Annotated in this window: 12 protein-coding genes; all 12 read right to left on the bottom strand. The window is 69.4% G+C overall.

The features are described from left to right. Nucleotides 1-5: 5 nt before the first annotated feature. On the bottom strand, nt 6-1,121 hold the full coding sequence (gene ispG, locus LK06_RS28755; protein ID WP_086083539.1) for a flavodoxin-dependent (E)-4-hydroxy-3-methylbut-2-enyl-diphosphate synthase: 1,116 nt from the start codon (nt 1,119-1,121) through the stop codon (nt 6-8). Beyond that, nucleotides 1,118-2,149, bottom strand: a complete 1,032-nt coding sequence (gene hpnH / locus LK06_RS28750; RefSeq protein WP_039655455.1) for an adenosyl-hopene transferase HpnH — start codon at nt 2,147-2,149, stop codon at nt 1,118-1,120. The genes ispG and hpnH overlap by 4 nt, the downstream gene beginning before the upstream one ends. 5 nt (nt 2,150-2,154) lie before the next feature. Continuing rightward, nucleotides 2,155-2,796 (bottom strand): phosphorylase family protein, encoded by a 642-nt coding sequence (locus LK06_RS28745; protein WP_039655454.1) that lies wholly within the window; start codon nt 2,794-2,796, stop codon nt 2,155-2,157. 1 nt (nt 2,797) lies between these two features. Then, entirely contained in the window at nt 2,798-4,852 is a 2,055-nt protein-coding gene (shc, locus tag LK06_RS28740; RefSeq protein ID WP_039655453.1) for a squalene--hopene cyclase, read from the bottom strand. Nucleotides 4,853-4,968: 116 nt separating this feature from the next. Then, on the bottom strand, nt 4,969-6,102 hold the full coding sequence (locus LK06_RS28735) for a polyprenyl synthetase family protein (protein ID WP_071659293.1): 1,134 nt from the start codon (nt 6,100-6,102) through the stop codon (nt 4,969-4,971). Then, the gene (gene hpnE, locus LK06_RS28730) at nt 6,102-7,529 is read right to left on the bottom strand and encodes a hydroxysqualene dehydroxylase HpnE (protein WP_039655451.1); all 1,428 of its coding nucleotides are present in this window, start codon (nt 7,527-7,529) and stop codon (nt 6,102-6,104) included. The genes LK06_RS28735 and hpnE overlap by 1 nt, the downstream gene beginning before the upstream one ends. Further along, the gene (locus LK06_RS35355; protein ID WP_374208192.1) at nt 7,526-7,666 is read right to left on the bottom strand and encodes a DUF6380 family protein; all 141 of its coding nucleotides are present in this window, start codon (nt 7,664-7,666) and stop codon (nt 7,526-7,528) included. The genes hpnE and LK06_RS35355 overlap by 4 nt, the downstream gene beginning before the upstream one ends. Then, the gene (gene hpnD, locus LK06_RS28725) at nt 7,666-8,628 is read right to left on the bottom strand and encodes a presqualene diphosphate synthase HpnD (RefSeq protein WP_039655450.1); all 963 of its coding nucleotides are present in this window, start codon (nt 8,626-8,628) and stop codon (nt 7,666-7,668) included. Before hpnD ends, LK06_RS35355 begins: the two co-directional genes overlap by 1 nt. Further along, on the bottom strand, nt 8,625-9,533 hold the full coding sequence (gene hpnC, locus LK06_RS28720; RefSeq protein ID WP_039655449.1) for a squalene synthase HpnC: 909 nt from the start codon (nt 9,531-9,533) through the stop codon (nt 8,625-8,627). The genes hpnD and hpnC overlap by 4 nt, the downstream gene beginning before the upstream one ends. A gap of 360 nt (nt 9,534-9,893) precedes the next feature. Further along, entirely contained in the window at nt 9,894-10,682 is a 789-nt protein-coding gene (locus LK06_RS28715; RefSeq protein ID WP_039655448.1) for an ABC transporter ATP-binding protein, read from the bottom strand. Continuing rightward, nucleotides 10,675-11,604 carry an ABC transporter permease gene (locus LK06_RS28710; RefSeq protein ID WP_039655447.1) on the bottom strand — a complete coding sequence of 310 codons (930 nt, stop codon included), beginning with the start codon at nt 11,602-11,604 and terminating at the stop codon, nt 10,675-10,677. The genes LK06_RS28715 and LK06_RS28710 overlap by 8 nt, the downstream gene beginning before the upstream one ends. 114 nt (nt 11,605-11,718) lie before the next feature. After that, nucleotides 11,719-12,591 carry a glycosyltransferase family 2 protein gene (locus LK06_RS28705; RefSeq protein ID WP_039655446.1) on the bottom strand — a complete coding sequence of 291 codons (873 nt, stop codon included), beginning with the start codon at nt 12,589-12,591 and terminating at the stop codon, nt 11,719-11,721. Nucleotides 12,592-12,598 lie beyond the last annotated feature (7 nt).

Genomic DNA, 12,598 nt, shown 5'->3' with positions numbered 1-12,598 from the left:
TCAACTCACTTGGTCTGCTCGGCGAGCTTCATGGCCTCTTCGATGAGGGTCTCCACGATCTTGGACTCGGGAACAGTCTTGATGACCTCGCCCTTGACGAAGATCTGGCCCTTGCCATTGCCGGAGGCGACACCGAGGTCGGCCTCGCGGGCCTCACCCGGACCGTTGACGACGCAGCCCATCACCGCGACACGCAGCGGAACCTCCATACCGGTCAGACCGGCGGTGACCTCCTCGGCAAGCTTGTAGACGTCGACCTGGGCACGGCCGCAGGACGGACAGGAGACGATCTCCAGACCACGCTGGCGCAGGTTCAACGACTCCAGGATCTGGATACCGACCTTGACCTCCTCCACGGGCGGGGCCGACAGGGAGACACGGATGGTGTCGCCGATGCCCTGGGAGAGGAGCGCACCAAAGGCGACCGCGGACTTCACCGTGCCCTGGAAAGCAGGCCCGGCCTCCGTCACACCGAGGTGCAACGGGTAGTCGCACCGCTCGGCAAGCTGGCGGTAGGCCTCGATCATCACGACCGGATCGTTGTGCTTGACCGAGATCTTGATGTCCCGGAAGTCGTGCTCCTCGAACAGGGACGCCTCCCACAGGGCCGACTCCACCAGGGCCTCGGGGGTCGCCTTGCCGTACTTCTGCAGCAGCCGCTTGTCGAGGGAACCGGCATTGACACCGATACGCACCGGAGTGCCGCGGTCCTTCGCGGCCCGCGCGATCTCCTTGACCTGGTCGTCGAACTTCTTGATGTTGCCCGGATTGACGCGGACCGCGGCACAGCCCGCCTCGATGGCCGCGAAGACGTACTTGGGCTGGAAGTGGATGTCCGCGATGACCGGGATCTGGGACTTGCGGGCAATGACCGCGAGGGCGTCGGCATCATCCTGGGTGGGACAGGCGACCCGCACGATCTGGCAGCCGGACGCGGTCAGCTCGGCGATCTGCTGAAGCGTCGCACCGATGTCAGACGTACGAGTCGTGGTCATCGACTGGACCGAAACCGGCGCATCCCCACCGACCGCCACGCCACCGACCTGGATCCGCCGCGACGCTCGCCGCGACGCGACCGGCCGGGCCGGTACCTCGGGAACGCCCAAGGGAACGGCGGTCATGACGGTTGCTCCCGGTTACCGGAGACGGTCTCGCGCATGGCCCGCAGGGACTCCTTCAGGGAGCCCATGGTGGCGAGGACGGCGGTGGGCTCGTAGCCGCAGTGCGCCATGCAGTTGGCGCAGCGCGGGTCCTTGCCGCGGCCGTACTGGTCCCAGTCAGTCTCCTCGATGAGCTCGCGGTACGTGGGCACGTATCCGTCGCTCATCAGGTAGCAGGGGCGCTGCCAGCCGAACAGCGAGTAGTTCGGGATCGCCCATGCGGTGCACGGGAAGTCGACCTTGCCCTCCAGGAAGTCCAGGAAGAGCGGCGAGTGGTTGAGCCGCCAGCGCCTGCGGTTACCGCCCGCGAAAGCCTTCTTGAACAGCTCGCGGGTCTGCTCGACCCCGAGGAAGTGCTCCTGGTCGGGGGCCTTCTCGTAGGCGTAGGCGGGCGAGATCATCATCTCGTCGACCTGAAGGTCGTCGTTGAGGAAATTGAGTACCTCGATGATGGTCTGCGGGGTGTCGGTGTTGAAGAAGGTCGAATTGGTGGTCACCCGGAAGCCGCGCTGTTTGGCCTCCTTGATGGCCTGCACCGCCTCGTCGAACACACCCTCCTTCGCAACGGACTCGTCGTGCCGTTCGCGCAGCCCGTCGATGTGCACCGCGAAGGCGAAGTACGGCGAGGGACTGAACTTGTCCATCTTCTTGCGCAGCAGCATGGCGTTGGTGCACAGGAAGACGTACTTCCGCTTCGCCACCAGCTGCCGCACGATCTCATCGATCTGAGGGTGCATCAGCGGTTCGCCACCGGCGATGGACACCATCGGCGCACCCGACTCCAACACCGCGCCCACGGCCTGGGCGACCGGCATGCGCTGTTTGAGCACGCCGGCTGGGTGCTGGATCTTGCCGCACCCCTCGCACTTGAGGTTGCAGGCGAAGAGCGGCTCCAGCTCCACGATGAGCGGAAACTTGTCCCGCCTGCGGAGCTTCTGTTCAGCCAGGTAAGTAGCGACCTTGATGGACTGACGCAACGGCATGGCCATCTGGCTCACCTCCGGGGGAGCAGCAAGGAACGGTGCCATTCGAAAAAAGCGGGAAGGACGGAACGAAGCACACGGAAGGCTGATATTCCACCGCGCACCGTGCCGATCCGGACGAGCTCGTGTTCAGGAGCGTCCACGACCACCCGTACGGCCGCAACAGGGCGCTCGCCCGCCCGGACAGCACTGCGGAGCGTGGCCGCCGATTCCATGTCGACGGCGATCGCTCCGGTCCCGAGGAGAGCGGACCGCTCGGGGCCGCGGACCACATGGTCGGAGCCGGTGAGTGGACCGGTGTGGACGGTGCGTCCGGGCAACAGGCGCACGAGTTCCTTGACCAGCAGTTCGGTGCCCATGCAGGCGACGGTGGAGCACGCGTCCCGGGTCTCCTCGGCGACGACGAGGTCGCCGGGGTGCATGCCGGGGGCGAGCCCGGCACAGAAACCGGTGGCCAGCACTGCCGCGTTCGCCAGTGCCGGACCCGCCAGGTAGCGGGAGACGGACCGTTCCGCCGCACGGGGACCCATGCCCGTACGGACGACGGTGTACGGCCCGCCCGCACCGCCGCGGTCACCGGTGCGCAGGGCGAGGTGCTCGATGCCGAGCGCGCAGGCGATCAGCAGCGGAGGCGGGGCGGGCTGGCTGCTCAAGTCAGCTCCCCCTGGCCTCGGAGAGGGGCCTGCCGGCCCTGGCGGGCGGTTGGCCTGCCCTGGCGAGCAGTTGCCTCTCGAAGGGGTCGCCGTGCAGGTACCGCCCGAGCGCGGTGAGCGGAAAGACCTGCCGGTAGAGGTGGTAGTTGATGGAGAAGTCCCAGGGGAAGCCGGTACCGGTGAAGTACGGTTCGTCCCAGGTGCCGTCCTCGCGCTGGGTCCCGGCCAGCCACTGGATGCCCCGCTCGACCGCGGTGGAGTCCCGTTCCCCCGCCGCCAGCAGCGCCATCAGCGCCCACGCCGTCTGGGAAGCGGTGGAGACACCGCGACCGCTCCACTCTTCGGCCTGCTGGTAGGAGCGCAGGTCCTCGCCCCAGCCGCCGTCGTCATTCTGGACGCTCTCCAGCCAGGCCACCGCCTTGCGGATCGCGGGGTGCGCAACGGGTAGGCCGGCCGCCGTGAGCGCGGGCACCACCGACCCGGTCCCGTAGAGGTAGTTGACGCCCCAGCGGCCGAACCAGGCTCCGTTCGGCTCCTGTTCGGCGAGCAGCCACGCGATGCCCCGGCGGGTGCGCGGGTCGTGGGCGAGCCCCTCGGCGGCCAGCATCTCCACGACGTGCGCGGTGACGTCCGCTGACGGTGGGTCAATGACCTCGCCGAAGTCGCAGAAGGGCAGCCGGTTGGGGAAGGAGCTGGTGTTGTCGACGTCGAAAGCGCCCCATGCACCGTTCTTCGACTGCATCCCGAGGTTCCAGCGCACGGCCCGGCCGATGGCCCGGTCCACCCGCTCGGGGTCATGGTGCCTGACCCGGCGCAGCGCGAGAGCCACCTCGGCGGTGTCGTCGATGTCCGGGTAGTTGTCGTTGTGGAACTCGAAGGCCCAGCCACCCGGGGGGAGTTGAGGACGCTTCACGGCCCAGTCGCCGGGACGGACGATCTCCTCGCCGAGCATCCAGTCGGCGGCCTTGACCAGTTGCGGGTGGTCGGTGGGCAGGCCGGCGTCGGCGAGCGCGATGACGGCGAGGCAGGTGTCCCAGACCGGGGACTGGCAGGCCTCGATCATTCGGGCGCCATCCTCGCGCCAGACGGCGAAACGGTCCAGCGATGCGAGGCCCTCGCGCATGACCGGGTGCTGGAGGTCGTAGCCGAGCAGGTGCAGGGCGATGACCGAGTACACGGCCGGGGGTTGGATTCCGCCCCAGCAGCCGTCGTTCTCCTGCCGCTCGATGATCCAGCGGGCGGCGGAGTTCATCGCGGCCTTGCGCAGCCCGCGTGGGGCGACCTTGCGCAACTGGTGCAGCATCTTGTCCAGGCGCTGGAAGGCGCCGTCCCAACTCGCCACGGGCGCGAGCGGCTTCGGCGGGTTCGGGGTGTCCGGATCGGTGTGCAGCTCGTCCAGCGGGAAGGGCGCCGGGCGGACCGGGCGCTTGGCCGAGACGACCGTGAGCGGCACGATCGTCTGCCGGGCCCAGCACCCGAAGTCGTAGATGTTGAGCGGCATCCAGCTGGGGAAGTAGATCAGCTCCGGCGGGAGTTCGGGCAAGTCCTCCCACTTCCACCAACCGAAGAGGGCCAGCCAGATCCGGGTGAAGACCCGGGAGGCGGCGATGCCGCCGTGTTCGCGGATCCAGGCGGAGGCCTTCGCCATGTGCGGGGCGTCGGGCTCGTCGCCGGCCAGGCGCAGGGCGACGTACGCCTCGATGCTCGTGGACAGTTCGCCCGGTCCGCCGAAGAAGGTGGCCCAGGTTCCGTCCTCGCGCTGTTCACCTCGGATGAAGACGGCGGCGGCCTGTGTCGTCGCCTCCTCCCGGATGCCCAGGAACTGGCGGAGCAGCAGGTCCTCGGCGTCCATGGTGACGTTCGTCTCCAGGTCGCCCTTCCACCAGCCCTGTACGTCCTGCCGGGAGAGCAGGAACTCGGTGGCGCGCCTCGCGGCGCGTGCGGCGGCTTCCCCTGCCCCGGCCGCCGCCTCGGGGGTGATGAGGGTGGTGTCGCTGGCCGCGGTAGCGCGGGACGGCAAGGTCGCCCCGGTGCTTCCGTCGGTCGTCGCTGTCATGGCTTCCCCTTCGTGCAGTCGTGCGAGTCGTGCTGCTGTGGGTCCGCCGTCGGCCGGTGTCCTGTGTCCGGTGACACCGGCCGGCGACTACGCGAGGCTCGTTCGGCCGATAATGATCATCTCTTCCGTACGACGACGAAGTCGGCGAGCGCCGTGAAGGAGTCCCGTACCCGGCCGGGCATGTCGACGGCGTCAAGGGCTTCGATGGCAATGGCGTACTGACGGCGTGCTTCCCCGGCCGTCCACGTGCGGCCGCCCGCCTCCTCGATGAGGGCGGCACGGGCCGCGAACTCCTCCTCGGAGAAGTTCTCGAACTCGGTGCTCTTGGCGTCCGCCGCAAGGATCTCGCCGAGCCGTTCCGACGCCGACCCCTGCGCCGCGAGCGCGGCCACCACCGGCAGGGACTTCTTGCGCTGGCGCAGATCGCTCCAGGTCTGCTTGCCGGTGGCCTCCGGGTCGCCCCAGATGCCGAGGAGGTCGTCCACCGCCTGGAACGCGAGGCCGAGGTGGTAGCCGTACTTCTCCAGCGCGTCGGCCGTGGCGTCATCCGCGCCGCCGAGCACCGCACCGATGGAGGAGGCACAGGCGAGCAGCGCGCCGGTCTTGTTGCCCTCCATCTCCAGGCACTCCTCGACGCTGACCCGGTCTCGGTGCTCGTAGGAGATGTCCTGTGCCTGGCCGTCGATCAGGGCACGGGTGGCGGAGGTCAGCCGACGGGCGGCGCGGCCGGCTTCAGTGGTGCCGAGTTCCAGCAGCACCTCGCCCGCGAGGGCGAACAGGGCGTCGCCGACCAGGATGGCCTGGGCGGGACCGTGTACCTTCCAGACGGTGTCACGGTGCCGGCGCTGCTCGTCACCGTCCATCAGATCGTCGTGCAGCAGCGAGAAGTTGTGGACGAGTTCCACAGCGACGGCGCCGGGGACACCCGTCGCGGGTGCGGCGCCGGCGACCTCCGCGGAGAGCACCGCGAGCGCGGGGCGGACGGCCTTGCCTCCGTCACCGTCGGCGGGGTTGCCGGCGGCGTCGATCCAGCCGAAGTGGTAGGCGGCGACGGTGTCCATGGGAGGCGCCAGACGGTCGACAGCCGCACGCAGGACCGGTGTCGCCAGGGTCCGGCCGCGTTCCAGCAGCGCGGTGACGTCCACCGCGGCCCTGGAAGCGGGCGTCGAGGCCGGGGGCACAGTGGGCACAGTCTCTCCTCTTGTTGCGGTACCGGGGGTGCGGGGGCCTGCCCCGCGCCGACCGGGCATCAGGCCGCCTCCTCGAACTCGAAGAGATGGCGGGGGCGGGGCTGGCCGAGGGCGCTCAACGCGGCGTCGGCCGCGCTCACTCCGCTGCGGACCGCGCTCTCCATGGTCGCGGGCCATCCGGTGGCGGTCCACGCTCCGGCCAGGTACAGGCCGGGTGCCTTGGTGCGGGCGCCGGGCCGCAGCCGCCCGACACCGGGGGCGGGGGCGAACGTGGCGGTCCGCTCCCGGGTCACGAAGAAGTCTTCCACCACGGCGCCACGGGTGCCCGGAATCAGTCGTTCCAACTCAGCTAGATAGCGGCGGCGGAGTTCCGCGACCGGCATGTCGATCTCGTCCTGCGCGGCCGACTGGGACAGCGCCAGATACTGGCCGGTGCGCAGCCCGGAGGCGCCGGTGCGGTCGAACACCCACTGCACGGGGGTCCCCAGGGCCGCGAAGAAGGGTCGCGCGAGCACCTTGCGGTCATAGACGACGTGGACGTTGAGGATCGGCGCGGTGCCGATCCTCAGTAGCCGTCCGGGCACATCGAGGGCGCCGGCCGGCAGCAGACCGTGAGCCTCACGCTGGGGCACGGCAAGGACGACGGCATCGCTGTGCAGCGTCCCTGAGGGAACCTGAACGTCCCAGCTCCCGTTTTCGTTGACAGAGACGGAGGTGACGCGTGTACGGACCTCGGTGCGCACGCCCGCGGAGTCGAGCTCCTTGCGGGCCAGCCGGTCGTGCAGTTCGCCCAGCGGGACTCGGGCCCAGCCGATGTCCGCCGCGCCCGGGGCGGACAGCAGACCGGTCTTGAACACCATCGCGGCGAGGGCCAGCGAAACGTCGCCCGCGACCGCGTTGAGGGTGGCGACCCCGACCAGGTCCCACAGGGCCTCGACGGCACGTGCCGACTGGCCGTGCGCGGCCAACCAGCCGCCGAAGTCCTGGCCGTCCAGGGCCGGATCGCCGAGGTCGAGTCCCTGTAGGGCGAGCGCGGCCCGCCCTACTGCGGCGCGCTCGGCGAGCGAGAGGTGCGGATAGGCGGCCAGACTCCGCCCCAGGTGGAGGGGGACGGGCAAGGGATCGCGTCGCAGCCGGCCGAGCCGCCTGCCCTCGGGCTTGGCGACATCGACGACGGGCACGTCCAGACGGTCCTGGATCGGCGCCAGCGAGGTGCCCCCGATCCGATCGAGGAACCAACGGTAGGCGGTGCAACAGCGCAGGTACACGTGCTGGCCGTTGTCGACGGTGAGGTCACCGCGGCGGAAGGAGCACGCGAGGCCGCCCAGCCGGGGCCTGCCTTCGAGCAGGGTGACCCGGACGCCCGCGTCGGCGAGCCCGAGCGCCGCGGTGATGCCGGCGAGCCCGCCGCCGACCACGACGGCGCTGCGGCCCGCCGCGGGCGGGGAGCCACCGTAGGGCTGCGCGGAGCGTGAGCCGTCGCTCATCGTGCGTCCTTCCGTGCGTGCCGGGCGTGCTGGATGAACCGTGCACGCCCGGCCGTCGCAGTCAGTGACGCCACGCCGTGGCGGAGGGTTGCGTACCACGTTCCGTCGGTGCGGTGGCGTTGGGCCACATGGTCCATCAGGCGCGCCTCCTGACGGGACGCCCGGTGCCCTGGCGGGTGACGTACCGGGTGTCGAGGCCGGACAGGCCGCGCACGGCGACATAGGCCTTCTCGTGCCCGGGCAGTGAGACCCGGCCGCGCAGCACCGCCTCCGGATCGCGCTCGATGCGGTCCAGAAGCCGGCGGTAGATGCCTGCCATGGCGGCTACGCACGCGCCGCTGCGCCGGTCGAGCAGGGGCAGCAGCCGGTAGCCCTCGGCGAAAAGAGCACGGGCGCGCCGTACTTCGAAGTGCACCAGGCCCGCGAAGTCCGAACCCTCCGGCGGCACAGGACCGTCGAACCCGGCCGAGCAGCCGAACTTGGCGAGATCGTTCGCGGGCAGGTAGGTGCGACCGCCCGCGGCGTCCTCGCGGACGTCCCTGAGGATGTTGGTGAGCTGCAGCGCCAAACCGAGCGTGTCGGCGTACTCGGCTGCCCGGTCGGCACCGCGCGCCCCGGGTTCGGTGCCGAACACGCCGAGCGAGAGGCGGCCGATGGCACCGGCCACGCACCGGCAGTAGACCTTCAGGTCGTCCCAGGTCTCGTAGGTCTCCCCGCGCGCGTCCATCTGGACGCCGTCGATCAGCTCGTCCAGGCCGCCGAGCGGGATCGGGAAGGCGTTCGCCGCATGGGCGAGGGCGACGGCCACCGGATCGGTGTCGTCCTCCTCGACTTCGCCCGAGCGGACCCGGGCGAGCAGCGCCCGGGTGTCCTCAAGGCGCGCCAACTTGACCTCGTCGGGCAGGTCGCCGTCACCGATGTCGTCCACGCGCCGGGAGAACGCGTACAACGCCGACATGGCGCGGCGCTTCGGCGTCGGCAGCAGCCGGATGCCGTACGCGAAGTTGCGGGCCTGCTGCCCGGTGACGGTCTCGCAGTAGCTGTAGGCGGCGAGTACCGGCGCGGACACCTGCGGCGGAGATTCCACGGTCCGTTTCACCCCTCTCCTCGCAGGATCACGCCCGCCTCACGCAGCAACTGGACCTTGCCGGGTCTGGGCGGGCCGGAAAGTACGTCGTATTCGGCAGCGGCGATCGCCCGGATCGCCGCTCTCCCCCCCGCCACGAACCCTGCGAGTAGCAGCTTCAACCTGCCGTGGACGCTACCCACAAGGGGGGCGCCTTCATTCAGCAGATCGCGGGCGCGTTGTGCTTCGTATGCAACCAGGGCACGCACCGACGCGCCCGCGGTTTTCGCGGAGAGATCCGTTTCCTGGACGTGGAAGCGCTTCATGTCCTCGGCGGGCAGATAGATCCGGTCGCGGCCGAGGTCCTCTGCGACGTCCTGGAGGTGTTCGACGATCTGCAGGGCGGTGCAGATCGTGTCGGAGAGCCGGATCCGCTCGGGGGTCGAGGTGCCGGTGACGGCCAGCACGAGACGACCCACGGGGTTGGCGGACAGCTCGCAGTAGGCGAGGAGGTCGTCGTAGGTCTCGTACCGGGTGACGAGCTGGTCCTGGCGGTTGGCGGCGATCAGCCCGAGGAACGGTTCCGGGCCGATGCGACAGCGGCGGACGGTGGGCTGCAGGCGGCGCAGCAGCGGATGGCGCGGGGTGCCGTCGTAGACCCGGCGCAGGTCGGCCTCGAAGGCATCAAGGAGGACCAGGCGGTCCACGGCCTCGGCCGGGGACACACCGAGCAGGTGGGCGTCGGCACCGCCGGGGGCGAGGTCGCCGTCGCCGATGTCATCCACGAGGCGGGCGAAGCCATAGACGGCCATAAGGTCGTCGCGCCATTCACCGGGCAGGAAGAACGGGGCCACGGGGAAGTTCTCGCTCGCGGCCTTGTCCAGCGTCGCCCGCTGCGTGGCACGCTCGAGGTGCTGCGCCGTGTCGGTGGCCGTCATCGTGTACTGCCCGGGACGAGGACGGCACATGCTGCATTGAGCTGGGGAGTTTCCGTAGCCATTGCCGTCACATCTCCCGTTCTACACTGCCGACCCAATACACACTATTTCGGACACGCCGCCCGGCAATGCATGGGGCCGCCCCGTTGGAGGGTGTCGCGCATTATGGCCCCACTTGCCGCTTTCCGGCACCGGTACAGCCTACGTTGTATAACGCGACGCGGACCGCCGGGGTGTCCCGCGCATCACAACAACACACCGATTGGCCCCAAGATTCCTAACGCCAGCCGTAGTTGGCGTTTCCTCCGCAGCCGCGGGACGCCGCCACCGGACTCCCCGCGGGACCTTGGCCGAAACGGGTTACTTGCCCGTGAACTTCTCGTATTCCTTCAGGACCTCTGAGGTCGGTCCGTCCATCCGCAGTTCACCGCGCTCCAGCCACAGCACGCGGTCGCAGGTGTCGCGGATCGACTTGTTGTTGTGGCTGACCAGAAACACCGTTCCGGCCTCCTTGCGCAGTTCCCGGATACGTTCTTCCGAGCGCTTCTGGAACTTGCGGTCACCGGTGGCCAGGGCCTCATCGATCATCAGGACGTCGTGGTCTTTGGCGGCGGCGATGGAGAACCGCAACCGGGCGGCCATGCCGGAGGAGTAGGTGCGCATCGGCAGCGTGATGAAGTCACCCTTCTCGTTGATGCCCGAGAAGTCGACGATGGCCTGGTAGCGCTCCTTGATCTGCTCCCGGGACATCCCCATGGCCAGACCGCCCAGGATAACGTTCCGCTCACCGGTCAGGTCGTTCATCAGGGCCGCGTTGACCCCCAGCAGGGAAGGCTGGCCGTCGGTGTAGACCTTGCCCCGCTCCGGTGGCAGCAGACCGGCGATGGCACGCAGCAGAGTGGATTTGCCGGAGCCGTTGGAGCCGATCAGACCGATGGCCTCGCCGCGGTAGGCCACGAAGGAGACTCCGCGTACGGCGTGCACCTTGCGCACCCCGCGGGCCGCGTCGTCGGAGCCCCGCTTCAGGATCCGGCTCAGGGCGGCCGTCGCGCTGCCCTTGCCGGTCCGGGCGCCGTTGACCCGGTAGACGATGTGCAGGTCTTCCGCGATGACCGTCGGGCGACGCTCGCCGGTGTTCTGCTCAGCCACGGCCGTACCGCTCCTCCGCCTTCCAGAAGTACACGAAGCCACCGGCGAAGACGGCCACGGCCCAGAACAGCGCCATGGCCCACACGTGTGGCGGCAGGTTCTCGGCGCCGTAGCCGTCGATCAGCGCGAACCGCATCAGGTCCATGTAGATCGCGGCCGGATTCGCCTGGAGCAGGCGGACGACCCACTCGGAACGTCCCTCCAGCATCTTGTGGATCGAGAACATGACGCCGGAGGTGTACATCCAGGTACGCAGGATGAACGGCATCAGCTGGGCGAGGTCCGGCGTCTTGGCACCCATGCGGGCCACGATCAGCGCGAGCCCGGTGTTGAACAGGAACTGCAGCGTCAGCACGGGCACGATCAGCAGCCAGGACAGGCTGGGGTAGCTACCGAAACCGATCGTGACGACGAACATCACGACCATCGAGAACAGCAGTTGCTGGAGCTGCTGCAGCGAGAAGGAGATGGGCAGCGAGGCGCGCGGGAAGTGCAGGGCCCGCACCAGGCCGAGGTTGCCGGAGATCGCGCGGACGCCCGACATGATCGAGCTCTGTGTGAAGGTGAAGACAAAGACGCCGGTGACCAGGAACGGGATGTACACATCGTGGGACATCCCCCGGCTGGCCTTGAGGATCAGTCCGAAGATGAAGTAGTAGACGGCCGCGTTCAACAGCGGCGTGGCCACCTGCCAGAGCTGGCCGAGCTTGGCCTGGCTGTACTGCGCCGTCAGCTTCGCCTGGGAGAAGGCCAGGATGAAATGGCGCCGCCCCCACAGCTGACGGATGTACTCCACGAGCGAGGGCCGGGCGCCGCTCACGGAGAGCCCGTGCCGGGCGGCCAACTCGGCCGCCGCCAGTCCCTCGGCGGGCGGCGGGGCGGCGGTCACCGCGACCGTGCCGTCGTGCGTGGTCTCACTCACAGGTGGAAACTTTCATCCTCGGGTTCGTCTTCGGGTTCGTCCGCCCGGACACCGCCTCGTCTCCGAACACGGTTCACGACGGTTCGACGGCCGTGATCCGTCGGGTCGAGCTTGTCAGATGACGGGCGGACGGCCCAGTCGGGTCAGCCGCCACACCGTACGCCAGCGCATCGGGCGCCGGGGCCCGCACGGTGTTGTCCAGCCCTCCTTGAAACCCCCGAACCACGCCTTGAGAGCAGGCCCGGAGGGACGGCGGACCAGGGTGAGTAGCATCCAGACCCCGAGGTAGACCGGGACCAGGAGCGCGGGGAGGTTGCGGCGCGCGAGCCAGACCCGGTTGCGGGCCACCATGCGGTGGTAGACCGCGTGCCGCGAGGGCGCGGTGGCCGGGTGGTACAACACCATGTCCGACCGGTAGTCGATCATCCAACCCGCGTCGAGGGCGCGCCACGCCAGGTCGGTTTCCTCGTGGGCGTAGAAGAACTCGTCCGGGAGTCCACCGACCTCGGCGAGGACCCGGGTGCGTACGGCGTTGGCACCGCCCAGGAAGGTGGTGACCCGGGAGGAGCGCAGCGGATCGGAGGCACGCAGCCGGGGCACGTGCCGACGCTGGGTCCCACCGGTCTCGGGGTCGGCGATGCGGAAGCTGATGATGCCCAGCGCGGGGTCGGCCGCGAAGGCCTCCCGGCACAGCTCGGCGGTGTCGTGGCGGGCGAGCAGACCGTCGTCGTCGAGGAACAGCAGGATGTCGACGTCGCTTCCGCCGGGGCCGAACTCCGCCATGCCGACGTTGCGGCCGCCGGGGATGCCCAGGTTCTCGGGCAGTTCCACGGTCCGTACGCCTTCGGGGACGTCCGGGACGGGTGAACCGTTGCCGACGACGACCACTTCGATCGGGTCGCCGTCCTGTTTGGCGACGGAGTCGAGCAGCGCTCGCAATTCCCCGGGCCGGTTGCCCATGGTGATGACGACCACGCCGACACGCATGGCCGCG

Source organism: Streptomyces pluripotens (assembly GCF_000802245.2).
GTDB classification, from domain to species: domain Bacteria; phylum Actinomycetota; class Actinomycetes; order Streptomycetales; family Streptomycetaceae; genus Streptomyces; species Streptomyces pluripotens.
This window is presented reverse-complemented; position numbering and strand designations above follow the sequence as displayed.